Raw genomic sequence first — 25002 nt, forward strand, 5'->3', positions numbered from 1 at the left:
GGGCGCGAGCCGTAAGAGATCAACTCACTGATTGTTGGTCTTGGCGGCCTCGACCAGGGCCTGCTGCAACTTGGCCGGGTCCTTGCTCTGCAGGAACAGGCCGACCGCCTCGGTGATGGCCGTCTTCCAGGCGTCGTTGGCGACCACGCCGTGCTGGATGGAGCCGGCCAGCTTGTCGTTCGCCCACTGGTCGAGGTCCCACTCCAGGTAGTCCTGGTAGAGGCTCTTGTCGGCGTCCTTGCGGGCCGGGATGGAGCCCTTCTTGGGGTTGAAGGCGTCCTGGCCCTCCTTGCTCGCCGCGACCTTGAGCCAGGCGAGGGCGCCGTCCTTGTTCGGCGCGCCCTTCGGCAGGGTGAAGCTGTCCGACAGCCACATGAACGTGCCGTCCGTGCCCGGCGAGGCCGCCCACTCGAAGTCCTCCTTGGACTTCTTGCCCAGGCCTCCGTCCGGCGCGTTGTGGAAGTAGCCGTAGGCCCAGTCGCCCATGATGTTGAAGGCGGCGGCGCCGTCGGCGACCTGCTTGGCGGCGGGCTGCCAGTCGTCCTGCGGCGGACCGGCGTAGGACAGGATCGTCTTGAAGTCGGTGAGCGCCTTGGTGACGTTCGGGCCCGACCAGTCGGCGCCCTTGGCCCACAGCGCGTTGTAGCCGTCGGTGCCCAGCGAGCCGAGCAGCACGCTCTCCATCAGGTGGACGACGGTCCACTCCGAGCCGATGGACAGCGGGATCTTGCCGGTCTTCTTGACGGCCTCGAGGTCGGCGATGAACTCCTCGATGGTCTTGGGCGCGGCCGAGATGCCCGCGTCCTTCAGCACCTTGGGGTTGGACCACAGAACGTTCGAGCGGTGGATGTTGACCGGGACCGAGTAGACGTTGCCCTCGTAGGTGATCTGGTCCACGAGCTGCTGCGGGAAGACGTCCTTCAGCTTGAGCTCGTCGTAGAGGGAGTTCAGCGGCTCCAGCTTGCCGGCCTTGATGTAGCCCTGCAGCTCGGCGCCCGCGTGTCCCTGGAAGGTGTCCGGCGGCTGGTTGGCCTGCAGCTTGCTGGACAGCAGCGCCCGGGCCTTGTCGCCCGAGCCGCCGGCCACGGCGGCGTCGAAGAACGACAGGTTCGGGTTCTGCCTCTGGAAGATCTCGCGCATGGCCTTCAGGCCGTCGGCCTCACCGGGGCCCGTCCACCAGGAGAAGACCTCAACCTGCTTGTTCGCGGTCTTCCCACCGGCGCCGGTGCCCTTGTCGTCACCACCACCGCCACAGGCGGCGAGGGACAGGAGGCCTGCCACGGTCACCGCGACGGCCGACATCCAGCGTCGTCGCATTGCTCTGGTCCCTTCACGGTTCGAGGAGCTGTCGCACGTAAGCCCGCCCCCGTGTACCAGGCCCAAGGTGACAACGTTGTCAGTACGCAATCAACCCATCTCACAACCCGCACCGTCAAGGGTGTGCGAATAACGTCTCCATATAGCGGCCCCGCCACCGCACGGACCACACGGACCCACGCGGACCCACACGGAAAGGCACTGCCATGAGCTCCCGTACCACCGGCGACCGTCCCGCGCCCGAAATCCTCACCTCCATCGAGTCCGACGACTGGGACGGGCGGGACGTGACGGGCGAGCGGCACGACCAGGTGGCCTTCGTCGACGTGGACATGACCGAGATGATCGACCAGGGCGCCGTCTTCTCCGGCTGCGCCTTCCGGCGCGTGCGGTTCAACGCCTCACGGCACACCGACGCGGCCTTCCTCAACTGCACCTTCACCCGGTGCAACTTCTTCGACGCCGCCTTCACCGGGTGCAAGATGGTCGGCAGCGAGTTCGACGGCTGCTCCTTCGACCTGATGAAGGTCGACGGCGGCGACTGGTCGTTCGCCCGCCTGTCCGGCGCCGAGCTGCGGGGCGTCTCCTTCACGGACGTGCGCATGCGCGAGGCCGACCTCACCGGCGCCCGGCTGGAGGGCGCCACACTCCAGCGGGCCGACCTGTCGGGCGCCTCGCTGCGGCTCGCCGACCTGTCCCGATGCGACCTTCGCGGCAGCGACCTGTCCTCGCTCGACCCGCTGAGCGCGAATCTGCGCGGGGCCGTGGTCGACCTCGCGCAGGCGGTGCTGATCGCCACCGCCCTCGGGCTGGACGTGCGCTCCGGCTGACCCGTCGCCCACGGCGGGGGCGAGCCCGGGCCGTCGGCACCATGGGCGCCGGGACCCGAGCTCGCGGGCCGCATGTCCCCGGGTCCGGTCTCCACCCCTCCGAGGTGACCTCGCCCATCACGCGGGACACGGGCCGTCGTGGCGGCCGGCCTTCGATGAGGCCCCGCCGGGGACGTTGCGCACGCCCGGCGGTCACCCGCCGGCGGCTCTCGCCTCCCCGGCGAGGGGGCTCGGCCAACACGCAAGTGTTCCACCAAGCACCGCGTCCCGCTCATTTCCCGTCACGATTCGCATGTATGAAGGCTGTCGAACGCCGCGCTTCGGGACAACAGGCTTTCGGGGGAAGAATCGTGATTTCCTGGCAGTGGGCCGATGCGGGCATGTCAAGGCCACCGTGCACCCTGGCACCCGTCGCCGAATAGGTAGATTTTCACGAAATACCACCTTCCGTAATTGTGACCGTATTGGTTACCCTGCTCTGATCACGTACAGGGAAGACGCCGGGCCAGGATGCGGGCCACCTCCGCTTGGCACGTTCCCGGGACGAGAGACGATCAGCCGGGCAGTGGCGGACGACCGGACGGCAGGAGATCGAAGGTGGAGCGACGACGGGGCCGGGCGCTTCCTCCGGCGCCCTCGGCAACCTGCCTGCTCAAACGCCGATTTCGGTTCGCCCGTTACCTACAAAGAGTGATCTACCCTGGCCACGACTGCGATCTGCCATCACGGAAGGTAAGATTCCCCGAGCGCCGGCCTCGCGGACGACCTCCGGGCCGGCAAGGCACCTCACGTCGGGAGACGCAGATGGAAACCGTCGACCTCGAAGACCTGAGCCTCGAACTCCTCCTCATAGCCGCGCTGCACCACGAGGCCGAGCGCCTCGCCGCCGACCTTCCGGGGCCTGCGGCGGGTCCGGCCGACCGGCGCGAGCCGCGTCCCGGCGGGCCGCCGCGCTCGCCTCGCGGCCGCTCGGCCCGGACATAAGTCGCCTACTGCAATAATTGCGCTTTCAACTTAATAGTGACGCTTTACCACCGCCGCTTTAATTTGTCGGTGGCGGCGGTCACACTGCGAGCATGGCCGACCTTCCTCAGGAACCATCCGCTCCGGACGGCTCCACGCCGAAGAGCGCCCCGTCCCAGCCCGCCCACCACACCCCCGCCCCCGTCACCGCTCCTCCCGACGCCTCCCCGTCCGCCGGCGCCCCGCACGAGGCCGACGTCCCGGCTTCCGACGACGCGCCGCACCGGGCCGATCCCCCGGCTTTCGCCGACGCACCGCACCAGGCCGATGCCCTTGCTCCCGGCGACGCGTCGATCGAGCTCGGCGAGGTCACCCTCGGCGACTGGTACGCCCACGCCGACAAGATGACCGGCGTCGGGTTCCTCACCGTGGCCCGACGGCTGCCCGCTCTCATCGGCCACGCCGTCCGCCTGGCCTGGCAGGCCAGCCGCCCCGACACGGCGGCCACCATCGCGCTGAGCGTGCTGGGCGGGGTGTTCACCGCCTTCGGCCTGCTCGCCACGACCGGCGTGCTCCAGGCACTGTTCACCGCGGGGCCGACGCCCGAGCGGGTCAGGGCCGCCGTGCCGAGCCTGCTGCTGGTCGGGGCCGCCGCGACGCTGCGCACCGCCCTGCAGGCCGGGGCCGGCTGGGCGCAGGCCCGGCTCGAACCGCAGGTCGGGCGCATCGCCGAGCGGCAGCTCTACGAGCTGACCAGCCGCGTCGACCTCATCCGCTACGACGACCCCGACTTCCACGACGCCCTCGAACGCGCCCGCCAGCGCGGCGTGTCCATGGTGGACAGCGTGGTGAACTCCGCCATCGACCTGCTCACCGGCGTCATCGGCATCGCCGCCGCCGCCGGCGTGCTCGGCATCCTCCACCCGGTGCTGCTGCCCCTGCTCCTGCTGGCCGTCCTGCCCGACGCCTGGGCGGCCGTCCGCGCGGCCCGCATGCGCTACACGACGATGTACACCCTGATCCCGGTCCGACGCCGCAAATGGATCCTCAGCGACCTCATGGCGGCCCGGCCGACGGCGGCCGAGGTCCGCTCGTTCACCATGCGGCGGTTCCTCACCCGCCTGTACGACGCGGTCGCCGGGGCCGAGCAGGACGCCATACTGCGCATGGCCCGGCGCCAGGCGGTGGCGCGCGTCATCGGCGAGGCCCTGGGCGGCGCGGGCACCGCCCTGGTCTACGTGACGCTGGGCGTTCTGCTCGCCATCGGCGCCGTGCCGCTGGCCGTGGCCGGCACGGCCGTGCTCGCCATCCGCTCCGGCCAGAGCTCGCTCTCCAACCTCATGTACTCCACCAACCGGCTGTACGAGGAGGGCCTGTACTTCACCGACTTCCTCGACTTCTGCGAGCAGGCCGGCCGGCGCACGGAGCCACCGCGCGAGCGCCGCGCGCCAGGTTCGTTCGACCGCATCGCCGTAGACGACGTCACCTTCAACTATCCGGGCAAGGAGGAACCCGCGCTCGACCACGTCTCGGTGCACATCGACCGGGGCGAGGTGGTCGCGCTCGTGGGCGAGAACGGCTCGGGCAAGACCACGCTGGCCAAGATCATCGCGGGTCTGTACGACCCGGCCGAGGGGCGGGTCCTATGGGACGACGTGGACATCGCCCAGGTCGATCCGGACGAGCTCCGGCGCGACATCGCGGTGATCGCCCAGGACCACACCCGCTGGCCGCTCACGGCACGGGACAACATCGGCATGGGCCTTGAGAGGGGCGAGCCGGCCCTGCGCGCCTCCGCCGAGGTGGCGGGCGCCGACCAGGTGATCGCCGAACTGCCGCACGGCTACCGCACCCTGCTCGACCGCCGCTTCAAGGACGGGCACGAGCCGTCCGGCGGCCAGTGGCAGCGCATCGCGGTGGCGCGCGGCTTCCACCGCGACGCCCCGCTGCTGATCTGCGACGAGCCGACGGCCGCCCTGGACGCCCGCGCCGAGCACGCGCTGTTCGAGCGCATGCGCGGGCACGCCGACGGCCGCACCGTTCTGCTGATCACCCACCGCCTGGCGAGCGTGCGGTACGCCGACCGCATCTACGTGCTCGACCACGGCAAGGTCGCCGAACAGGGCACCCACGAAGACCTGATGGCCCTCGACGGCATCTACGCCGACCTCTACACCCTGCAAGCCAGCGCCTACGGCGACCGCGAGACTCCCACCAACGCCGTCTGACCGCCTCCGCGAAATCCTGGCGGGGGAGCCGGCGGCCACGGGCCCCGCGGTCGCCGGCTCCCTCGAGGTGAGCAAGGGCGGCCGCAGATAACGGACATCGACCGGCGACTGCTGGGTCCGGTCCTTGGCCGGGCCGTGGTCACCGCCGTCATCTTCTTCTCGCACGACGACAGGACAACAGCCTCTGACTCGCTAACTCAAGACCCGAGGACCAGAGGTGGAGCCGTGGCCCTGCGGGTTTCCCCGCAGAGCCACGGCGCCCCTCTGGTCCTCTAGGGTTTTCGCGCGAAGCTACCTGTGACTTGCATGATCAACAGCACCAGCGTCGTCACGGCTACGAACGCTGCGCCACCTCCGGCGAGTGCCCCTCCCAGATTTGAACCCGTCGCAGCAACAGCGACCCCCGACACGAGGCCACCATTGACTCCGATGCTCAGCGCCAGCGCCACGTACGCCTGAGGATTCATCCTGTGCCCTTCTCGGAGGAAGATCTGTCACTTCCATCTTCCTATATCTCACTGCTTACGGTGGTTAACGCCACCAAGAATGCCCAGAGTTCCCCCATAAATGCCTAGCTAGATAGCGTTCGTTCCCTAAGAGATGCGAATATGCCCATCTTTGGCATTTATCCACTTTTGTACCATGGCCCCCTGCCCGTCCGACCCTCGCCGGAAGCTACTCGGCCGACCTGGGGTCGGCAGTGGCCCAGGGGCGCTGTCGTACGGGTCGCTCACGCGACTACCGTTCTCGAAGGCCTGCAGAAAGAAGAAAGTTCACGAAGGATGTGTACTTGGATAGTGTGCACTTGTGGAGTTGATCGGCTTAATCGTGGCCGTCGCCAGCCTGATCGCCGCAGCCATGCAGGTGCACTACGCACGCCTACAGGTCAAGCAGGCGCGCACGATTGACTCATCCGATGAGTCACGCCCGCCATCTCGGCCAGAGCAAACCGGGGCTCTCCCTCACGACGCATCTACATCCCTATCGCCGCCCCAGCGAAGGGAGCCCAGTTTTCATGATGAGGACTCAACGCCCGGACCTGCGCATATGCCCACGCTCGAGGACCTGGGGTTCGGTACGCGAATGGCGGTCTATCTCGGTCTTCGCGAAGATCCCCGCCTCGACGAAGATTTTTTTCTCCAAGAGGACTACAAGCCACGTCCGCCATTGGAGCACTTCGGACGCAACCTTTCGGACGCACTAGAAGATCCACTCGCGCGCCCACAACCGGGGTTCTGGGGCAGGGTCGGGATATACCTGGGTCTTCGCGAGGAGTGATCGAACCGACCGGCACCTCAGGGATGCGCCGTTGACGCGGTCTTCGCCGGTGCCGTCCTTTGACGTTCTCAGGCCGATCGCAGCCACCCGACCGAGATGGTCCTGCTAGGCGATACGAGCTCGAGTGATCTTGTCTTGGCTTTCTCGAGATCGCGCGCCTGGTCGCCGCTCTCGGCGCCGCCGACCACGTGGTGCGGTACAACGAAGGCAACTCCGTCTCGCACACCAGGTCCACGAGGAAACTCGTGGTCGTTTCCCGGCGGATGGGGGCTTCCGCCGGCCTCATAGAAGACGTCCCCCATGCCGAACGTCGCTGGCCGACTTAACAGTGCAGGGCAAGACCCGCTGCGCGGCAGTCGTACCCCGGACCGTGATCCACCTGCTGACCGCGTTCCTCCCTGCCTAGGCCGACCTCCGCGACCGGCCTCCGGCCTGGCTCGCTGATCGGCTGGACAACATCACTGGGGCCATAGACCACTGCCGGTGGCCGCGGGCCCCACGAACGCGGCCGCCTGCCGAGGTGACCGGGAGCGGGGGTGCCCGGTCAGTTGGAGGCGGCGTGGTCGCCGGGGGCGGCGGGGTGGGCGCAGGGGGCCGGGTCGGCCTGCTCGGCGAGGAGGTCGCGGTAGTGGTGGATCTTGCGCTGGATGGCGGCCTGCCGCTCCCTGAGCCGGGAGATCTGCTCCTCCACCTCCCGGTCGTGGGCCTCGAGCAGGGTGATGCGCTCGCCGATGGTCTGCCGCCCGCCCCGCACGAGCGCGGTGAAGCGCAGCATCTCGGCGATGGGCATCCCGGTGTCGCGCAGGCACCGCACCATGCCGAGCCAGCCGACGTCCTCCTCGCTGAACCGCCTCTGCCCGGCGGAGTTGCGCTCGATCGGCTCGAGCAGGCCGATGCGCTCGTAGTAGCGGAGGGTGTCGAGGCTGAAGCCGGTCTCCTCCGCGACCTGTCCCGGTGTGTAGATGCTCACCCGCCGAGAATGCCACCTGGAGTGGGCTCCAGGTCAAGCCTCCGGCGGCGCCGCCCTCTCCCGTACGGCGGCCCCGCCCGGCCGGCGGCCTCAGCGTTCCGGCAGGTGGTCGGCCAGGTAGCGGCGGACGAGGTTCTTGCACTCGGCGATCAGGTCGGGGTCGCCGTCGGGGTGCAGGCGGAAGGCGAGCTTGAGCACGGCGTCGGCCGCCTCGACGGCCACCACGAGGGCGCGGTCGAGACCCGGCCCGCGGGGCGCGCCGAGCAGGTCGATGGTGAGCGCCCTGAGCCGGTCGGCCACGATGACGTTGTTCTCCAGCGCCGCGTCCAGCAGGCGGTTGGTGCCCTTGAGCGCCGGCCCGCCCGGGGAGAACAGGATTTCACCGAAGTCGACGATGGCGAACCCGGGGGTGGTGCGCTTCATCGCGACGAACTCGTCCACGGCCAGGTGGACGGCGTCGGTCCAGTCGGTGATCTCGGCGGAGCCGAGCCGGATGGTCAGCCGGTCGAGGAAGCCGTCGAGGTTGCGCAGCGCCAGCGCCCGCACGAGCCCTTGCTTGTCGGGGAAGAACTGGTAGAAGGTGCCGATGGGCACTCCCGCTCTGCGGGCGACCTCCTTGGTGGTCAGCCCGTCGTAGCCCACCTCGTCCAGCAGTCGCGCGCACTCGTCCAGCATCCGCTCGACCCGCTCGAGGCTGCGGCGCTGGGCGGGACGGCGGCGAAGCGTCCCTGCGGAGACGTTCATCATCTCCCCATCATCCTCCCGAAACCGGTTGCTGCGCCTAACATGAGAATCACTCATATTGCTGGAGGTCACCATGTTCCTTTGGGGTACCGCGACCGCCTCCTACCAGATCGAGGGCGCCGCCGCGGAGGACGGCCGGGGAACCTCCATCTGGGACACCTTCGCCCATGAATCCGGCCACGTGCGCGATGGTCACACCGGAGACGTCGCCTGCGATCATTACCACCGCTGGTCAGAGGATGTCACGCTCATGGCGGATCTGGGGGTGAACTCCTACCGCTTCTCCATATCGTGGCCGAGAATCCACCCGCGCGGAGACCAGGAGGTCAACCAGGCCGGCCTCGACTTCTACGACCGCCTCGTCGACGGGCTCTGCGCCCAGGGCATCATCCCGGCGGCCACGCTTTTCCACTGGGACCTGCCGCAGGCGCTGGAGGACCGGGGCGGCTGGCTGAACCGCGACACCGCCCACCGCCTGGCCGACTACGCCCACACCGTCTCCGCCCGCCTCGCCGACCGGGTGCCCATCTGGATCACCCTCAACGAGCCGTTCATCCACATGGTCTTCGGGTACGCCCTGGGCACGCACGCGCCGGGCCGGGCGCTGTTCCTGGACGCGTTGCCCGCCGCCCACCACCAGCTCCTCGGGCACGGCCTGGCCACCCAGGCGCTGCGCGCGAACGGCGCCGGACGGGTGCTGGTCACCAACAACTGCACGCCGGTCTGGGCCGCCTCGGACGCGGAGCGGGACGCGCGCGCCGCCGACGCCTACGACACCCTGCACAACAGGCTGTTCAACGACCCGGTGCTCCTCGGCTCCTACCCGGACCTGTCGGCCTTCGGCGTGCCCGCGCTCGACGCCGTCCGCGACGGCGACCTGGAGGTCATCGCCCAGCCGCTGGACGGCCTCGGGGTCAACTACTACAACCCGACCCGCGTGGCCGCCCCCGCCCCCGGGGCGGACACCGGTGGGCTGCCGTTCGTGGACGCGGGCGTCACCGGCCACCCGACCACCGCCTTCGGCTGGCCGGTCGTCCCGGACGGGCTGCGCGAGCTGCTCACGGGCCTGCGGGCGCGCTACGGTGACGCGCTGCCGCCGGTGTACGTGACCGAGAACGGGTGCTCGCAGGCCGACGAGCCCGGCCCGGACGGCGTGGTGGACGACCAGGGGCGCATCGCCTACCTGGACGGCCACATCGCGGCGCTGCGCGCGGCCATGGCCGAGGGGGTGGACGTGCGGGGGTACTACGTCTGGTCGCTCCTGGACAACTTCGAGTGGGCCGAGGGGTACAACCAGAGGTTCGGCCTGGTCCACGTCGACTTCGCCACCCAGAAGCGCACGCCGAAGGCGTCCTACCACTGGCTCAAGAACCGCCTCGCCGCCGAACGCCACCACGGGACGCCGGCCTAGAGCTCTGCGCCGGACGCCGCGACAGGACACCCCCGTCTGGAGAACACCGGCGCCCGCGAGACGCCCGGAGCGGGGTACGGCAGGCGGGCCGTCCGGGTCCAGAAGGGTTTAGAAGGGTCCAGAAGGGTCCAGAAGGGTCTAGAAGACCGAGACGTGGACGTGGTCGTAGTGGTTGGCGGTGATGCCGCCGCGGTCGGACATCATGCGCCAGCCGGCCCCGGTGCGGATGTCGTAGTAGCGCTGCTGCCAGATGATGTACATGATCCCGATCTGGCGGCCGTTCTCGATGCACCACTGGGCCAGGGCGTCGCCGCGCGCCTTGGAGGCGGCGTCGGGCATGCGGCCGCCGGTGCTCATCATGAAGTCGCAGGCGCGGCCCTTGCCGTGCTCGCCGGGGTCCCCCGCGCGCAGGCATCCGACGCCGAACGGCATCGGGAAGTTCTGCATGATGACGTTGCGGATGCTCACCATGCGGGAGGTCAGGCCGCTGCCGGCGTCGGGGGTCTGGAAGCCGAACTTCTTGAGCAGCCGCTCGACGTCGGCCTTCTTGTCCTCCAGGCGGGCGATCTCCTTCTTCAGGTCGCCGATCTTGCCGTCGGCCTGCTTCTTGGCATCCTTGGACTCCTTGATCAGTCCGGAGATGCGGTTCAGCCGCTGGTTCTTCTCCTCGGCCAGGTAGGTGACGGTGGCGGCCTGCCCGAGGATCGCGTCGGGGTCGCCGGTGTAGTTGATGACCTGCGGGCCGTCGACCGAGCCGGCCATGTAGGAGGTGGCGAAGAACTGCCCCATCCGGCGCTCGGCGTCGGCCAGGTCGCCGCGGAGCTTCTTGACCCGCAGCCCGGCCTTCCGCACCGCGTCGCGGGTGTCCTGCAGGCTCTGGATCTCACCGCGGTAGGCCTTCTGCAGATCGGCGGCCTGCTTGGTCAGCTTGTCGAGCTGGGACTGCGGGGTGGGCTTGGCATCGGCGGGCGGGATCACCAGCGCGGTGAACAGGCCCAGGAGGACGGCCGCCAGCACGACCGCACGGCCTGATCGCATCAGCCCTCCCCATTCCCGACGCCCCGAAACTATAGAAGCCGATCTTCGGGCCTGTCACACGATCGGAGGAACCTATACACCATTGGCGAAGTATCTACCACTTCGCGACTACGCAGGGTGCGGAAATCCCGGTAATTGGGCCCCGGGTCACACGCCGACGACCGGCGGCACCTCACGATGCCCACCGCCGGCGACCACGGCACTCGCCGGCCGGCGGACCGGCCCGGGCGATGCCGGCGAGGGGCGCCGCGCCGGGCCTTCCGCTCCCCGGCTCTTGTCGAGTTGTGTAGAACATGGTTCTGTCGTATCCACCGGACACCGCGGACGGCCCGTGGGCGTCCTCGCGGCAAGATCGTCCAGCGGGCGTCCGGTCCGACCGGACCAGGCCCCGCCCGACCAGGAGGCAAGTCTCATGCTCCAGCACGACCGTCTGTTCATCGGGGGCGACTGGGTGGCTCCCTCGGGCACCGCGACGATCGACGTCGTCTCCCCGCACACCGAGGAGGTCGTCGGCCGGGTGCCCGACGGCGCCCCCGCCGACATGGACCGCGCCGTGGCCGCCGCCCGCCAGGCCTTCGACCACGGGCCGTGGCCGCGGATGACCATGGCCGAGCGCGCCGAGGTGATCGGCAGGCTCGCCGGGCTGTACGCCGCCCGGCAGGCCGAGATGGCCGAGCTGATCACCCTGGAGATGGGCTCGCCCATCACCTTCTCCCAGCTCGCCCAGGCCCCGCAGCCGCTCGGCATGCTCCAGTACTACAGCGAGCTCGGCAAGAGCTTCGCGATCGAGGAGGAACGTCCCGGCTTGTTCGGCCCGGTGACCGTCCGGCGCGAGCCGGTCGGCGTCGTCGCCGCCGTGGTGCCGTGGAACGTCCCGCAGTTCGTCATCATGACCAAGCTGGCCCCCGCCCTCCTCGCCGGCTGCACGGTCGTCGTCAAGCCCGCCCCCGAGACCCCGCTCGACTCCTACCTCCTGGCCGAGATGGTCAAGGAGTCCGGCATTCCCGAGGGCGTGGTCAACATCGTGGCCGCGGGCCGCGAGGCCGGCGAGCACCTGGTCTCGCACCCGGGCGTCGACAAGGTGGCCTTCACCGGGTCCACCGCCGCCGGCCGGCGCATCGGCGGCATCTGCGGCGAGCAGCTGAAGCGCTGCAGCCTGGAGCTGGGCGGCAAGTCGGCGGCGATCATCCTGGACGACTGCGACCTGCCCTCCGCCATGGGGTTCCTGTCCATCGCCTCGCTGATGAACAACGGCCAGGCGTGCGTGGCGCAGACCCGCATCCTCGCCTCCGCCTCCCGCTACGACGAGGTGGTCCAGGCCATCGCCGACATGGTCGCCGGGCAGGCGGTCGGCGACCCCGCCGACCCGGCCACCGGCATCGGACCGATGGTCGCCAAGCGCCAGCAGGAGCGCGTCGAGGGCTACATCAAGATCGGCATCGAGGAGGGCGCCAAGCCGGTGCTCGGCGGCCTGGACCGGCCCCGCGACCGCGGCTGGTACGTCGCGCCGACCGTCTTCGCGGGCGTCTCGAACGACATGCGCATCGCCCGCGAGGAGATCTTCGGCCCGGTGCTGTCGGTGATCGAGTACCAGGACGAGGAGGACGCCGTCCGCATCGCCAACGACAGCGAGTACGGGCTGTCGGGCACGGTGTGGACCGCCGACACCGACCACGGCATGGACGTCGCCCGCCGGGTCCGCGCCGGCACCTACGGCGTCAACATGATGAACACCATGGAGCCGTCCACGCCGTTCGGCGGGTTCAAGGCCAGCGGCGTCGGCCGCGAGCTCGGCCCCGAGGGCCTGGCCGGATACCTGGAGTACAAGTCGATCGCCCGCCTGGGCTGAGGCCGTCCACCCCGGCCGACGTCGTGCCACCCCCGGCCGACGTCGTGCCACCACGGCCGACGTCGTGCCACCACGGCCGACGTCGTGCCACCACGGCCGACGTCGTGCGCAACCGCCGCCCAGCGCGCCCCCGCGTCGCTGGGCGACGGCCCCGCATTACAAGGATGTCCGAGGTCGCCCCCGTCAGGAGTACTGCCCGGGTAAAGGCTGTCCCCTGGTGGACCTCATACCTCCTGAGGAGGTAGACGACATTTATTCCAAATTGGTTCGCGCCACTACGGCGGCGGTCTCGATGGCGATCTCGAGCTCCTCGTCGGTCGGCACGACGGCGACCGCCACGGCCGAGTCGTCGGCGGAGACCAGCCGGGCGCCGCGCACCGAGGAGTTGCGCGTCGGATCGAGGCGGATGCCCATCGGCGCGAGGCCCGAGAGCACCTTGCGCCGCACCGGGGCGGAGTTCTCGCCGACCCCGCCGGTGAACACGATGACGTCCACCCGGCCGAGCACCGCGGTGTAGGCGCCGATGTACTTGCGCAGCCGGTGGCAGTACACGTTGTAGGCCAGCGCGGCCTCGTCGTCGCCCGCGGCGACCCGGTCGAGGACCGTGCGCATGTCGTTGTCGCCGCACAGGCCGTACAGCCCACTGCGGTGGACGAGCATCTCCTCGACCTCGTCCGGCGTCATGCCGCCCCGGATCAGGTGGAAGATCACCCCGGGGTCCACGTCGCCGGAGCGGGTGCCCATGACCAGCCCCTCCAGCGGGGTCATGCCCATGGAGGTGTCGACGCAGCGGCCCGCCGACACGGCCGAGGCGCTCGCGCCGTTGCCGAGGTGCAGCACGATGACGTTGGCCATGTCGGGCTTGCCCACCATCTCGGCGGCCACGCGGGAGACGTAGGCCGTGGAGGTGCCGTGGAACCCGTAGCGCCGCACGCCGGCCCGCTCGGCGACCTCGCGGTCGATCGCGTAGGTGCGGGCGGCCGGGGTGAGCGTGCTGTGGAAGGCGGTGTCGAAGACGGCCACCTGCGGCAGGCCGGGGTGGAGCCGGCGCATGACCTCGATGCCCGCCAGGTTCGACGGGTTGTGCAGCGGGGCCAGCGGCACGGCCTCCGCGATCTGCTTGACGACGTCGTCGTCGATCAGGACGGGACCGGTGAAGGCGGCTCCGCCGTGGACCACGCGGTGGCCGACGGCGGTGAGCCCGCCCGCGTGCGGGGCGACCTCCTCGGCGACCTTCTCCAGCGCGGCCGCGTGGTCGGGGTACGGCGACCCCGGCTCGCCGATGCGCTCGATCTTGCCCGCCTGGTGCCGGGTGGGGCCCTCCACGTCGATGAGCTCGTACTTCACCGAGGACGACCCGGAGTTGATCACCAGGATCACCGCGGCACCTCCGTGATCCACGATCCGATGCGCCTGATGAGGCCGGGGGTGGCGGCGGATTCGGCGTGGCCGTACCCCGGCTCGATCCACAGCTCCTTCGGCTCGCGCGCCGCATCGTAGAGCTGGTGGGCGTGCTCCAGCGGGAAGAAGGCGTCGGCGTCGCCGTGCACGATCAGCAGCGGCGTGGGCGCGATGCGCCCGACCGCCTCGTGCGGCGCGAGCGGCACCGGGTCCCACGTGCCGGACTGGATGCGGGTGCGCTTGGCCACCCGGGCGGCCAGCCGTCCGGAGGGCCGCTCTATGGCCCAGTGGACCTGCCGCATGGGGCGGGTGCCGCGGTAGTACCAGCGGGCGGGACCGCTCACGGCCACCACCGCGTCGGTGCCTCTGTGCAGGGCGGCGTGCCGGACGGCGATCGCGGCGCCCATCGAGAAGCCGACGGTCGCCACCCGCGTGTACCCGATGGAGCGGGCGTGCGCCACCGCCGCGTCCAGGTCGAGCACCTCCACGTCGCCGACCGTGGAGCGGCCGCCCGACCTGCCGTGGCCCCGGAAGTCGAAGGCCACCACCCCGCCGTAGCCGCTCAGCACGTGCGCGATGCGCCGTGTCGCGCTCTCTCGCCAGGAACCGGTGAACCCGTGGGCAAGGACGATGCCAAGATCGGCGTCTCCCCGGGAGGGGGTGTGCGCGGCGTCGATCCGTACGCCGTCCTTGGTCATCAGCGTCGCGGGGAATGCTGCGGCAAGGGGCATGGAAAAAGCTTATGGGGAACGCCCGGCGCGCAGGTGGAGGAGGCCCATGCCGTGGGGGCCTGCGCCCCGAGCGCCTGTGCCTTGGCGGCCACCGGCGTGACGCAGGCGACCACGAACGCGCCCATGACCAGGCCCCAGACGGCGATGCGGCACCGTTCGCCCTTGCGCCGCCTGCATGTCAGAAGGTCCACCGCCGAGTCGGTGACCCGGTGCACGGAGGCGGCCGGTCGCATGAGTCCTTCGTCCACCATGCTGGCATGTCTTCCCGGGCGAGCCGTTGTTAGTCCCGGAGCCGCTCTCGCGGCCCGCCGGCGGCGGTCCGGCGGACGGGACGGCGGGTCGTCTTCGCTGGTGGGGCGCTAGTGGACGACCGCATCACGAATTTGTGAACAATGCCAGAAATGTTTGCTTTGCGCGGGCGCGGCACGTGGTGGTAACCCCGATCAACTAAAATGGTGGAGGCCGCAGTGTCCGCGGCCGGCCTCCACGACCCAGAGCGAGACTCCATCATGCCTTTGAACAGCCGCGACGACCTGCGGAACATCGCGATCATCGCGCACGTCGACCACGGCAAGACCACGCTCGTGGACGCCATGCTGTGGCAGTCCGGGGCGTTCCGCGCCAACCAGGATGTCGACGAGCGGGTCATGGACTCCAACGACCTGGAGCGCGAGAAGGGCATCACCATTCTCGCCAAGAACACCGCGGTCAAGCACGGCGGCATGACCCTCAACATCATCGACACCCCCGGCCACGCCGACTTCGGCGGCGAGGTCGAGCGCGGCCTGTCGATGGTCGACGGCGTCGTCCTGCTGGTCGACGCCTCCGAGGGACCGCTGCCGCAGACGCGCTTCGTCCTGCGCAAGGCGCTCGGCGCCAAGATGCCGGTCATCCTGTGCATCAACAAGGTCGACCGCCCCGACGCCCGCATCGCCGAGGTCGTCGACGAGGTGTACGAACTGTTCATCGACCTCGACGCCACCGAGGAGCAGATCGACTTCCCGATCGTCTACGCCTCGGCCAAGGCCGGCCGGGCCAGCCTCAACCGTCCCGACAACGGCGGCATGCCCGACTCCGAGGATCTCGAGCCGCTGTTCAAGACGATCACCAACACCATCCCGGCGCCGGTGTACGACCCCTCCGCGCCGCTGCAGGCGCACGTCACCAACCTCGACGCCTCCAGCTACCTGGGCCGCATCGCGTTGTGCCGCGTCCACCAGGGCACGATCAAGAAGGGCCAGCAGGTCGCCTGGTGCCGCACCGACGGCACCATCCAGCGGGTCAAGATCAGCGAGCTGCTGATGACCGACGCCCTCGAGCGCAAGCCCGCCGAGCAGGCCGGCCCCGGCGACATCATCGCCATCGCCGGCATCCCGGAGATCATGATCGGCGAGACGCTGGCCGACCCCGACGACCCGCGCCCGCTGCCGCTGATCACCGTCGACGAGCCCGCCATCTCGATGACGATCGGCACCAACACCAGCCCGCTGGTCGGCAAGGTCAAGGGCTCCAAGGTCACCGCCCGCATGGTGAAGGACCGCCTGGAGAAGGAGCTGGTCGGCAACGTGTCGCTGCGCGTGCTGCCCACCGACCGGCCCGACGCCTGGGAGGTCCAGGGCCGCGGCGAGCTGGCCCTGGCCATCCTGGTCGAGCAGATGCGCCGCGAGGGCTACGAGCTGACCGTCGGCAAGCCGCAGGTCGTCACCAAGACGGTCGACGGCAAGGTGCACGAGCCGGTCGAGCGGCTCACCGTGGACGCCCCCGAGGAGTACCTCGGCGCGATCACCCAGCTCCTCGCCGTCCGCAAGGGCCGCATGGAGCACATGACCAACCACGGCACCGGCTGGATCCGCATGGAGTTCGTGGTCCCGGCGCGCGGCCTGATCGGCTTCCGCACCGAGTTCCTCACCGAGACGCGCGGCACCGGCCTGGTGCACCACGTCTTCGAGGCCTACGAGCCGTGGTTCGGCGAGCTGCGCACCCGCAACAACGGCTCGCTGGTGGCCGACCGCGCCGGCGCCGTCACCGCGTTCGCCATGCTCAACCTCCAGGAGCGCGGCACGCTGTTCGTCTCGCCGACCACCGAGGTCTACGAGGGCATGATCGTCGGAGAGAACTCCCGCTCCGACGACATGGACGTCAACATCACCAAGGAGAAGAAGCTCACCAACATGCGCTCCTCCACCAGCGAGGAGACCGAGAAGGTCATCCCGCCGCGGGTGCTCTCGCTGGAGCAGGCGCTGGAGTTCTGCCGCGAGGACGAGTGCGTGGAGATCACTCCCGAGAACGTCCGCCTGCGCAAGGTCGTCCTGGACGCGGCCACCCGCGGCCGCTCGGCCGCCCGCGCCAAGCGCGGCAACTGACGACGGCTACGGGCTCGTGCTCTGGTCCTGGCGCTCGCCGGTCTCGCCGGCGTAGCGCTTGCCGGGCACGAGCTCACGCGCCCCGTACAGCTCCGACACCGTCACGAAGGTGTACCCCTTGGCGCTGAGGTCGGCCAGCAGGTGCGGCAGCGCCTCCATCGTGGTCCGGTGGATGTCGTGCAGCAGCACCACCGAGCCGGGCCGGGCGGCCGAGGCCCGCCGCGCCACCAGGGCGCTGTCACGGTCGCGCCAGTCGAGGGTGTCCAGGTCCCACAGGATCTGCGCGAGGCCGGCCCTGCCGGTCTCCTCGGTTACCTTGCCGTCGGTCGACCCGTACGGCGGGCGCATCAGCCGCATGGTGACCCCCGTGATCGACCTGACCACCTGTTGGGTGCGGTCGAGCTGCCCCCGCAGGCCGTCGCGGGACAGCGACGTGAGGGCGGGATGGTCCCACGAGTGGTTGCCGAGCTGGTGGCCCTCCGCGACCATCCGCCGCAGCAGGGGCGCGGTCGCCGGCGTCACCATCTGCCCGACGACGAAGAACGTCGCCCTGGCGTTGTGCCTGGCCAGGGCGTCCAGCACCGCGCCGGTGTAGTCGAAGGGGCCGTCGTCGAAGGTCAGCGCCACGCACTTGGCATGCGCGCAGGCGATGGACCGTTCGGCCGGCGCCACGACGGGCCGGGTGCCCGGCCAGCCGGGCTGCTGGCCGATCACCCGCAGGGCCAGCAGCGCTGGATCGGAGACGGCCCTGACCGGCGCGGACGACCGCACCCGGATGACCTCATCCTTCGACCCTCCCCGAACGGGCGCCCGTACCTGACCGCAGCCAGGCAAGGCTACGACCAGCCCGAACAAGCATGCCAGCCACAGCAGAACCACCCGCACCGATGCCACCGCGCGCTCCCCCCCGTACAGCGGCAGGGGTCACGGATAGTGATCGGCCGCTTCCCCCCGCAGAGCCTTGGCCAGCTCGTCCCACCAGGGAGGAGCGTCGGCCTGCAACTCGGCGTAACGACGCGCCACGCGAATGGCGCAACCCACCGGATCCGTACCCAGATGGCGACGTTTCACCACACCCTCCTGCCAACGGTAAAAACCATCGCGGAAGGTCACTACCAGGCCAATCCAGACAGACAGGATCGCGTCATCGCATACGTCGTACGCGTCGGTCACCCCCAGGCTGACGAGCTCCACCCGGAGCTTCGCCAGAGCCGCGCGGGCCTCAGTCACCCATCCACCCCCAGTAGGGCCACAGCGGGCCACAGCGGTAAGCACACACCGGTGATGTACCCCCGATGGGCGCGCCTTTGCACTCCCGTGGTCGAGACGTGACCTACTGGAGTGGACAGAAGCCGGTCAAGAAGCCGGATCTCCCCGCGGCCGGCGGAGCGACCGGCGGTATCGTCACTGGTCGAGCGCCTCGCGCGGCTCGGTGACGACCATGACGAAGCGCAGCGCCTCGCCGCCCTCGTTGGCGTAACGATGCGGACGGTCGGCGCTGAAGAGCACGGCGTCGTCCTTTTTGAGCACGTGGCTGCTCCCGTACACCGACAGGGTCAGCTCGCCCGACAGCACGGTGAGCATCTCGCGCGTGCCGGGCGGGTGGGCGTCCCCGTCGTGGAACTCCCCCGGCTGCAGCGTCCAGTCCCACAGCTCCAGGATGGCCGGGGCGTCGGAGCCGAGCAGCAGGCGGGCCGAGCCGCCCTGGTCGCTGCGCCACAGGGTGGCCGCGTCGGCGGCGGCCACCACCCGGACGACCGGGGTGTCGGACACCTCGACCAGGCGGGCCACGGTGACCCCGAGCGCGTCGGCGATGCGCGTCAGCGTGGTGACACTGGGGTTGGTGCGGCACTGCTCGATCTGGACGAGCATCCCGCGGCTCACGCCGGACCGCGCGGCGAGCGCGTCCAGGGTGAGCCCGCGGTGGGCGCGCTGAGCACGGACGTTGTTGGCGATCGCCGCCGTGACGGTCCCCGGATCAGCCATAGGTGCAGTCTAGTGGCATTTGTGAACAACGCATTGCCCCCAATATATTGCACTAACAGTGCAATCCATTGGGGGTGAGCGGACATGGCAGCGGTGATGCTCGCGACGATGTGCGCCGTGGTCTACGGGACGGCGGACTTCTTCGGCGGGTTGGCCACCAGACGCTCCCGCGTCTTGGCCGTGGTGATGCTCACCCAGCTCACCGGCCTGGTCTTCGTGCTTCCGCTGCTCCCGCTGCTGCCCGGGACGCCGAGCCCGGCCGCGCTCGGGTGGGGCATGGCCGCGGGGCTGTGCGGCGGCGTGGGCGTGGTCCTGTTCTACCGCGCCCTGGCCTCCGGGGTCATGTCCGTCGTGGCGCCGACCACCGCCACCACCTCGGCGGCGCTGCCCGTCCTGGCCGGTCTGGCGATGGGCGAACGCCCCGAGGCGGCCGCCCTGTGCGGGGTCGCCCTGGCGCTGGCCGCCGTGGTGCTGGTCAGCCGCGAGCCCGGAGCGGGCCGGAGCCGGGCCGCGCTGGCGCCGGTCGTCCAGGCCCTGGTGTCCGGCCTGGGGTTCGGCGCCTTCTTCGTCCTGCTCAAGCAGGTGCCCGCCGAGGCCGGCCTGTGGCCGCTGTTCGGCGCCCGCCTCGCCTCCGCGGTCGCCGCCGGCGCGCTGGCCCTGGCGAGCGGGCGCACGGTCAGGCCCGGCAAGGGCGCCCTGCCGGCCATCGTCACCGCCGGGATCCTCGACATGCTCGCCAACGTGCTGTATCTGATGGCGGTCCAGCGCGGCCTGCTGACCCTCGTCGCGGTGCTCGCCTCGCTCTACCCGGCCAGCACCCTCCTGCTCGCCAGGTACGTGCTCGGGGAGCGGCTCAGCGCCCTGCAGGCCGCGGGGGTCGGCCTGGCCCTCGGCGCGGTGGCCCTCATCGCCTCGGCATAGCGAAAGCCATGCCCTCATGGCCTCGGCGTAGCGGAAGCCACGCCCTCATCGCCTCGGCATAGCGAAAGCCACGCCCTCATCGCCTCGGCATAGCGAAAGCCACGCCCTCATCGCCTCGGCGTGGCGGAAGCCACGCTCTCGGCGCCTCGGCCCGGCGAGGGCCACCCCGCCCGGTGCACCTGGTCCCGGTCGTATCAGACCCGGTGGGCGGTCACCTCGATCTCGATGCGCATCCGCGGGTCGGACAGGCCGCAGACGAACATCGTCGCGGCCGGCCGCACCTCGCCGAAGTATCGCTGCAACACCGGCCAGCACGGCTCGAAGTCATCCGCGTCGGGCAGCATGTACCGGACGCGGACCACGTCGGCGAAGGAGCATTCCGCCTCCTCGAGCGCGGCGCCGATGTTCTTCATGCACTGCTCGACCTGCTCCACGATGCCCTCGGCGATGGTCATGCTCGTGTAGTCGAACCCCGTCGTCCCCGCGACGTGCACCCAGTCGCCGTCGACCACCGCCCGCGAGTACCCGACCGCCTGCTCGAACGTGGAACCACTTGAGATCAATCTGCGAGTCTTCATGGCGAGACCGTAGGCGGACGGCGAGGCGTACGTCCACCAGGGGCGGAGCGAAACGCGTGAAGGCCGCCTCGGCGGACGCCGTGCCGGCCTTCGGACGTGGTCCCTGGATCAGGCCGCCTGGAACTGGGCGGGCGCGCGCAGCGCGCCCTCCTCGTGCGCGTAGCCCTCCAGCATCGTCCTGAGCTGGCGGCGTCCGCGGTGCAGCCGGGACATGACCGTGCCGATCGGAGTGCCCATGCGCTCGGCGATCTCCTTGTAGGCGAAGCCCTCGATGTCGGCCAGGTAGACCGCGACCTTGAAGTCGTCCGGCAGCGAGCGCAGAGCGTTCATCACGACACTGTCGGGCAGCAGTTCGAGCGCCTCGGTCTCCGCCGAGCGCAGGCCGGTGGACATGTGCGACTCGGCGGCGGCGAGCTGCCAGTCCTCGATGTCCTCGGCCGCGGACAGCTTGGGAGAGCGCTGCTGCTTGCGGTAGTCGTTGATGAAATTGTTGGTCAGGATGCGATGCAGCCACGCCCGCAGGTTCGTGCCCGGGCGGAACTGGTGGTAGGAGGTGTAGGCCTTGGCGACGGTCTCCTGCACCAGATCCTCGGCATCGGCCGTGTTGCGGGTGAGGCGCATGGCCGACGCGTAAAGCTGGCTCGTCACGGGCATGACATCGCGCTCGAACCATGCCTGACGCTGCTGTTCGGTCATCGAGATCATCTAATCCCCCTCATGCCTGCTGTCCCCCGTTACCCATCCGACATGAACCCATGCAGGCTCTCTAACCGCTTTACTCCATACGACGGCTGATCACATGCTCGCGGTTCACTCGTAAGGGTGACGTTAGGGGTCCAAGCAGGTCAGCTGGGGTTCATCGGTAGCTGGCTCGGAGTGGCGTCGACACACCTCCAGGCCGGACAAGTCTCATTATAGTAACAGACAACGGACAAATCACGGGAAAGTGTGGTAAGGGTCACATAGAGGGACCACAAGTTAACGTATCCCCATGAAGTACGTGGATAGGCATGATCCGGAAGTCCGGGCGTGGGTGGCCGAAGCGATCCGTACGGTCGAGGCCGACGCCAACCGCAGCTGCGACACCCACCTGCACGTGTTCCCCCTTCCGCCGCAATGGGGCATCGACCTGTACCTCAAGGACGAGTCGGTCCACCCGACCGGCTCGCTCAAGCACCGTCTGGCCCGCTCGCTGTTCCTGTACGGGCTCGCCAACGGCTGGATCGGGCCGGACACCACCGTCATCGAGGCCTCCAGCGGCTCGACGGCGGTGAGCGAAGCGTACTTCTCCCGCATGCTCGGCCTGCCGTTCATCGCGGTGATGCCCGCCTCGACCTCCCCCGAGAAGATCGCGCTGATCGAGTTCTACGGCGGCAAGTGCCAGCTCGTGGACAACGCCCGGGCCATCTACGAGGAGTCGCGCCGCCTGGCGCAGGACACCGGCGGCCACTTCATGGACCAGTTCACCTACGCCGAGCGCGCCACGGACTGGCGGGGCAACAACAACATCGCCGAGAGCATCTTCCAGCAGATGGCCCTGGAACGGCATCCGGAGCCGTCCTGGATCGTCGTCGGCGCCGGCACCGGCGGCACCTCGGCCACCATCGGCCGCTACATCCGCTACCGCCGCCACGCCACCCGCCTGGCCGTCGTGGACCCGGAGGGGTCGGCCTTCTACCCGGCCTGGGTCGCCGGCGACTCCCGGATGATCGCCTCCGGCTCCGGGATCGAGGGCATCGGCCGGCCCCGCGTCGAGCCGTCGTTCCTGCCCTCGGTGATCGACCGCATGATCCAGGTGCCCGACGCCACCTCCATCGCCGCCATGCGATGGGTCCGCGAGGTCACCGGCCGCCACGTCGGCGGATCCACGGGGACCAACGTGGCGGCGGCCGTCCAGATCATCAGGAGCATGCGCGAGAACGGCAAGCAGGGCAGCGTGGTCACCCTCATCTGCGACGGCGGCGAGCGCTACCGGTGCACCTACGACGATGACGACTGGCTCGCCGAACGCGGCGTCGACATCGGGCCCGCCCTCGCCGACCTGCGGTCCTTCCTCACCCACTGAACCGACCACCCACCGACGGACGTCACCCGGGCACGCGGACGCGGCCGGGTCGGACGGACGTGGCCGGATCAGGCGGACGCGGCCGGGTCCACCTTGAAGAAGCCGGCCAGGTCGTCGAGGATCGCGTGCGCGCCGTGGGTGCCGCACCGGAGCCGGTCCTCGACGAGGTCTTCGACCTCGAGGCCAAGCGCCACCGCGGGATTCGACGACCTTCGCCGGCGGGTTCTCACCGGGATGGCGGGCATGATCGTCGCCGGCGACAGCGCCCGACACATGCCTGAAATTTTCAGCACCGTCCATCCCGGCCGGTGCGGCCGCGCGCGGGCAAGTGCCAGCAAGCCCCGATGACGCCTCATCACAGCGGGTGGAGGCGGCGGCACCGCCACTTGACGCGACCCCGGCGCGTCGTATTGGCTCCGCCGCACCACACCTCTCACCCCGGCTGAGAAGAAGGGGCGCGCTCCAGCGGATGTTAACGCTAACATCGCATTCGCGATCTTTGTGCTCCTGGGCCAGAACGCCTGAGTTCGGCTCATACCCATCGGCCGTCGCACCGCCGAGGTCCCGATGGCCGTTCCGCGCCGGACGGACGATCGGCCGGTACCTCTACCGAGGCATGGGCCTCGGCGGCGACCACGACCCACCGCCCTGGCGGCACGGCCTGCCGGCTCAAACCACCTTCACCTGCTGACGTCGGGAGATCGAAGCATGTACGCATGGAAGCGATGGCTGACCGCCGCGCTGCTGGCCGTCGCCGTGGTGGCGACGGGAACGGCGACCGGGATGGGCGTGGCCAGCGCCGAGTCCAACGGCGGAGTGCGGGTGATGCCGCTGGGTGACTCGATCACCGAGGGCACGCAGGTGCCCGGCGGATACCGCATCGGGCTGTGGCAGCGCCTGGCCGCCGGACGCTACACGATCGACTTCGTCGGATCCCAGTTCAACGGGCCGGGCAACCTCGGCGACCACGACCACGAGGGACACCCCGGCTGGCGCATCGACCAGATCGACGCCAACATCGCGGGCTGGCTGCGTAACTACTCGCCGCGCACGGTTCTGCTGCACATCGGCACCAACGACGTCCTGCAGAACTACAACGTCGGAAGCGCCCCGCAGCGGCTGTCCACTCTGATCGACCACATCACCTCGGGGGCGCCGAACGCGGAGGTGTTCGTCGCGACGATCATCCCGCTGTCGAACTCCGGCCAGGAGAACTCCGTCCGCACCTTCAACGCGGCCATTCCCGGCATCGTCCAGAGCAAGGTCAGCAGCGGCAAGCACGTCCACCTGGTCGACATGCACAGCAAACTCACCACCGGCGACCTGATCGACGGCATCCACCCCACCGCCAACGGCTACGACAAGATGGCCGCCGCCTGGTACGCGGCGCTGCAGTCGGTCCCCGGCAGCATCAGCCAGGGCACCCCGACGCCGACGCCGACCCCCACGCCGACTCCCACTCCCACTCCGACCCCCACCCCGACGCCGACCCCCACCCCGACGCCGACCCCCACGCCGACTCCGACCCCCACCCCGACTCCGGGCGGGAAGTCGTGTTCGGCCGCGTACTCCATCACCGGGCAGTGGACCGGCGGCTTCCAGGCGGCGGTGACGGTCACAGCGGGCGGCGCACCCATCTCGTCGTGGACGGTCGGCTGGCAGTTCGGCAACGGCCAGACGGTCACCCAGAGCTGGAGCGCCACGATCAGCGCCAGCGGATCGCAGGTCACCGCCCGCAACGTGGACTACAACGGCTCGCTGGGCGCAGGCGCCACCGCGCAGTTCGGATTCCTCGGCACGTGGAACGGCGCCAACAGCGTGCCCGTGCTGACCTGCACCGCGAACTGACCCACGCCGCGACGGAGCCATCGGCGTCTTCCGACGGAGGAGAACAGCGTGAAACGAAAGCTCTTGGCCATGCTGGCCGCCGCCCTACCTCTGGTGCTCGCGAGCATGCTCATGACGATGTGGCCCGCCTCGGCGGCGTCGCTGACCCGGGTGACCGGTTTCGGTAACAATCCGACGAATCTGAACATGTACATCTACGTGCCCAACAATGTCGCCGCACGGCCGGCGCTGCTGGTGCTGGTGCACTACTGCAGCGGCTCGGCCAGCGGCATCTTCAACGGCAACGGGCACGACTTCGTCACCGCCGCCGACCGCTACGGCTACATCATCGTCCTGCCCGAGGCCACCCGCAGCGGCTCGTGCTTCGACGTCTCCACCCCGGCGGCGCTCAAGCGCAACGGCGGCAGCGACTCCACCGGCATCATGTCGATGGTCGCCTACGCCCGCCAGCGCTACAACATCGACCCCGGCCGCATCGCGG

At 69.8% G+C, this 25002-nt stretch carries 22 protein-coding genes; 10 read left to right on the top strand and 12 right to left on the bottom strand.

Annotated elements, in window-relative coordinates:
• Positions 1-24 precede the first annotated feature (24 nt).
• Positions 25-1317, bottom strand: coding sequence for an ABC transporter substrate-binding protein (locus ACWEN6_RS32625; protein ID WP_452575644.1), 1293 nt, complete (start codon positions 1315-1317; stop codon positions 25-27).
• 206 nt (positions 1318-1523) lie between these two features.
• Here ACWEN6_RS32625 and ACWEN6_RS32630 point away from each other — a divergent pair, with 206 nt between their 5' ends.
• The 3 genes from ACWEN6_RS32630 (at position 1524) to ACWEN6_RS32640 (ending at position 5338) form a co-directional block, all read left to right on the top strand.
• Complete coding sequence (locus tag ACWEN6_RS32630; protein ID WP_452575646.1) at positions 1524-2147, top strand: pentapeptide repeat-containing protein; 624 nt, start codon at positions 1524-1526, stop codon at positions 2145-2147.
• Positions 2148-2951: 804 nt separating this feature from the next.
• Positions 2952-3131, top strand: coding sequence for a hypothetical protein (locus ACWEN6_RS32635; protein ID WP_452575648.1), 180 nt, complete (start codon positions 2952-2954; stop codon positions 3129-3131).
• A 92-nt stretch (positions 3132-3223) separates the two neighbouring features.
• Entirely contained in the window at positions 3224-5338 is a 2115-nt protein-coding gene (locus ACWEN6_RS32640) for an ATP-binding cassette domain-containing protein (RefSeq protein ID WP_452575650.1), read from the top strand.
• Between the two features lie 1822 nt (positions 5339-7160).
• Here ACWEN6_RS32640 and ACWEN6_RS32645 read toward each other — a convergent pair.
• Both ACWEN6_RS32645 and ACWEN6_RS32650 read right to left on the bottom strand, forming a co-directional pair.
• A complete protein-coding gene (locus ACWEN6_RS32645) occupies positions 7161-7586 on the bottom strand; it encodes a MerR family transcriptional regulator (RefSeq protein ID WP_452575652.1) in 426 nt (141 codons plus the stop codon).
• A 90-nt stretch (positions 7587-7676) separates the two neighbouring features.
• Positions 7677-8333, bottom strand: coding sequence for a TetR/AcrR family transcriptional regulator (locus tag ACWEN6_RS32650; protein ID WP_354851902.1), 657 nt, complete (start codon positions 8331-8333; stop codon positions 7677-7679).
• 70 nt (positions 8334-8403) lie between these two features.
• On the opposite strand from ACWEN6_RS32650, the gene ACWEN6_RS32655 reads away from it, so the two are divergent.
• Positions 8404-9741, top strand: coding sequence for a GH1 family beta-glucosidase (locus ACWEN6_RS32655; RefSeq protein ID WP_452575654.1), 1338 nt, complete (start codon positions 8404-8406; stop codon positions 9739-9741).
• 138 nt (positions 9742-9879) lie between these two features.
• Here ACWEN6_RS32655 and ACWEN6_RS32660 read toward each other — a convergent pair whose 3' ends face one another.
• Entirely contained in the window at positions 9880-10779 is a 900-nt protein-coding gene (locus ACWEN6_RS32660) for a coiled-coil domain-containing protein (RefSeq protein ID WP_452575655.1), read from the bottom strand.
• A gap of 412 nt (positions 10780-11191) precedes the next feature.
• On the opposite strand from ACWEN6_RS32660, the gene ACWEN6_RS32665 reads away from it, so the two are divergent.
• Entirely contained in the window at positions 11192-12628 is a 1437-nt protein-coding gene (locus ACWEN6_RS32665; RefSeq protein WP_452575657.1) for an aldehyde dehydrogenase, read from the top strand.
• Between the two features lie 252 nt (positions 12629-12880).
• Here the strand turns inward: ACWEN6_RS32665 and ACWEN6_RS32670 are convergent, their stop codons facing one another.
• Positions 12881-14008 carry an acetate/propionate family kinase gene (locus ACWEN6_RS32670; RefSeq protein ID WP_452575659.1) on the bottom strand — a complete coding sequence of 376 codons (1128 nt, stop codon included), beginning with the start codon at positions 14006-14008 and terminating at the stop codon, positions 12881-12883.
• The gene (locus ACWEN6_RS32675) at positions 14005-14760 is read right to left on the bottom strand and encodes an alpha/beta hydrolase (RefSeq protein WP_452575661.1); all 756 of its coding nucleotides are present in this window, start codon (positions 14758-14760) and stop codon (positions 14005-14007) included. The genes ACWEN6_RS32670 and ACWEN6_RS32675 overlap by 4 nt, the downstream gene beginning before the upstream one ends.
• Before the next feature lie 509 nt (positions 14761-15269).
• On the opposite strand from ACWEN6_RS32675, the gene typA reads away from it, so the two are divergent.
• Entirely contained in the window at positions 15270-17123 is a 1854-nt protein-coding gene (gene typA, locus ACWEN6_RS32680) for a translational GTPase TypA (RefSeq protein WP_452575663.1), read from the top strand.
• Positions 17124-17129: 6 nt separating this feature from the next.
• Here the strand turns inward: typA and ACWEN6_RS32685 are convergent, their stop codons facing one another.
• The 3 genes from ACWEN6_RS32685 to ACWEN6_RS32695 form a co-directional block, all read right to left on the bottom strand.
• A complete protein-coding gene (locus tag ACWEN6_RS32685) occupies positions 17130-17894 on the bottom strand; it encodes a polysaccharide deacetylase family protein (protein WP_452575665.1) in 765 nt (254 codons plus the stop codon).
• A 153-nt stretch (positions 17895-18047) separates the two neighbouring features.
• Positions 18048-18353 (bottom strand): hypothetical protein, encoded by a 306-nt coding sequence (locus tag ACWEN6_RS32690; RefSeq protein ID WP_354851888.1) that lies wholly within the window; start codon positions 18351-18353, stop codon positions 18048-18050.
• A gap of 174 nt (positions 18354-18527) precedes the next feature.
• Positions 18528-19109 carry a helix-turn-helix domain-containing protein gene (locus ACWEN6_RS32695; protein WP_380832510.1) on the bottom strand — a complete coding sequence of 194 codons (582 nt, stop codon included), beginning with the start codon at positions 19107-19109 and terminating at the stop codon, positions 18528-18530.
• A gap of 84 nt (positions 19110-19193) precedes the next feature.
• Here ACWEN6_RS32695 and ACWEN6_RS32700 point away from each other — a divergent pair, with 84 nt between their 5' ends.
• Complete coding sequence (locus ACWEN6_RS32700) at positions 19194-20030, top strand: EamA family transporter (RefSeq protein ID WP_452575667.1); 837 nt, start codon at positions 19194-19196, stop codon at positions 20028-20030.
• A gap of 194 nt (positions 20031-20224) precedes the next feature.
• Here ACWEN6_RS32700 and ACWEN6_RS32705 read toward each other — a convergent pair whose 3' ends face one another.
• Together ACWEN6_RS32705 and ACWEN6_RS32710 are read right to left on the bottom strand one after the other, a co-directional pair.
• Positions 20225-20608, bottom strand: a complete 384-nt coding sequence (locus ACWEN6_RS32705; RefSeq protein WP_452575669.1) for a RidA family protein — start codon at positions 20606-20608, stop codon at positions 20225-20227.
• Between the two features lie 108 nt (positions 20609-20716).
• Complete coding sequence (locus ACWEN6_RS32710; RefSeq protein WP_354851880.1) at positions 20717-21313, bottom strand: sigma-70 family RNA polymerase sigma factor; 597 nt, start codon at positions 21311-21313, stop codon at positions 20717-20719.
• Positions 21314-21599: 286 nt separating this feature from the next.
• Here ACWEN6_RS32710 and ACWEN6_RS32715 point away from each other — a divergent pair, with 286 nt between their 5' ends.
• Complete coding sequence (locus ACWEN6_RS32715; protein ID WP_452575671.1) at positions 21600-22673, top strand: PLP-dependent cysteine synthase family protein; 1074 nt, start codon at positions 21600-21602, stop codon at positions 22671-22673.
• A gap of 68 nt (positions 22674-22741) precedes the next feature.
• On the opposite strand, the gene ACWEN6_RS32720 is transcribed toward ACWEN6_RS32715, so the two are convergent.
• Positions 22742-23011, bottom strand: coding sequence for a hypothetical protein (locus ACWEN6_RS32720; protein WP_452575673.1), 270 nt, complete (start codon positions 23009-23011; stop codon positions 22742-22744).
• A gap of 370 nt (positions 23012-23381) precedes the next feature.
• Between ACWEN6_RS32720 and ACWEN6_RS32725 the strand changes: the two genes are divergently transcribed.
• Together ACWEN6_RS32725 and ACWEN6_RS32730 are read left to right on the top strand one after the other, a co-directional pair.
• Positions 23382-24521: a cellulose binding domain-containing protein gene (locus tag ACWEN6_RS32725; RefSeq protein WP_452575675.1), complete on the top strand. Its 1140-nt coding sequence runs from the start codon at positions 23382-23384 to the stop codon at positions 24519-24521.
• Positions 24522-24569: 48 nt separating this feature from the next.
• A partial coding sequence (locus ACWEN6_RS32730; protein ID WP_452575677.1) for an alpha/beta hydrolase family esterase occupies positions 24570-25002 on the top strand: 433 nt, incomplete at its 3' end.

The sequence above is a fragment of the Sphaerisporangium sp. NPDC004334 genome (assembly GCF_053602655.1).

Excerpts from the sequence above, each read along its gene's own strand:
- ACWEN6_RS32650 (WP_354851902.1), bottom strand. The coding sequence starts at position 8,333 with ATGATGAACGTCTCCGCAGGGACGCTTCGCCGCCGTCCCGCCCAGCGC.
- ACWEN6_RS32705 (WP_452575669.1), bottom strand. The coding sequence starts at position 20,608 with ATGAAGACTCGCAGATTGATCTCAAGTGGTTCCACGTTCGAGCAGGCG.
- typA (WP_452575663.1), top strand. The coding sequence starts at position 15,270 with ATGCCTTTGAACAGCCGCGACGACCTGCGGAACATCGCGATCATCGCG.
- ACWEN6_RS32625 (WP_452575644.1), bottom strand. The coding sequence starts at position 1,317 with ATGCGACGACGCTGGATGTCGGCCGTCGCGGTGACCGTGGCAGGCCTC.
- ACWEN6_RS32655 (WP_452575654.1), top strand. The coding sequence starts at position 8,404 with ATGTTCCTTTGGGGTACCGCGACCGCCTCCTACCAGATCGAGGGCGCC.
- ACWEN6_RS32710 (WP_354851880.1), bottom strand. The coding sequence starts at position 21,313 with ATGATCTCGATGACCGAACAGCAGCGTCAGGCATGGTTCGAGCGCGAT.
- ACWEN6_RS32715 (WP_452575671.1), top strand. The coding sequence starts at position 21,600 with ATGAAGTACGTGGATAGGCATGATCCGGAAGTCCGGGCGTGGGTGGCC.
- ACWEN6_RS32660 (WP_452575655.1), bottom strand. The coding sequence starts at position 10,779 with ATGCGATCAGGCCGTGCGGTCGTGCTGGCGGCCGTCCTCCTGGGCCTG.
- ACWEN6_RS32700 (WP_452575667.1), top strand. The coding sequence starts at position 19,194 with ATGGCAGCGGTGATGCTCGCGACGATGTGCGCCGTGGTCTACGGGACG.
- ACWEN6_RS32695 (WP_380832510.1), bottom strand. The coding sequence starts at position 19,109 with ATGGCTGATCCGGGGACCGTCACGGCGGCGATCGCCAACAACGTCCGT.
- ACWEN6_RS32640 (WP_452575650.1), top strand. The coding sequence starts at position 3,224 with ATGGCCGACCTTCCTCAGGAACCATCCGCTCCGGACGGCTCCACGCCG.
- ACWEN6_RS32675 (WP_452575661.1), bottom strand. The coding sequence starts at position 14,760 with ATGCCCCTTGCCGCAGCATTCCCCGCGACGCTGATGACCAAGGACGGC.
- ACWEN6_RS32635 (WP_452575648.1), top strand. The coding sequence starts at position 2,952 with ATGGAAACCGTCGACCTCGAAGACCTGAGCCTCGAACTCCTCCTCATA.
- ACWEN6_RS32630 (WP_452575646.1), top strand. The coding sequence starts at position 1,524 with ATGAGCTCCCGTACCACCGGCGACCGTCCCGCGCCCGAAATCCTCACC.
- ACWEN6_RS32725 (WP_452575675.1), top strand. The coding sequence starts at position 23,382 with ATGTACGCATGGAAGCGATGGCTGACCGCCGCGCTGCTGGCCGTCGCC.
- ACWEN6_RS32665 (WP_452575657.1), top strand. The coding sequence starts at position 11,192 with ATGCTCCAGCACGACCGTCTGTTCATCGGGGGCGACTGGGTGGCTCCC.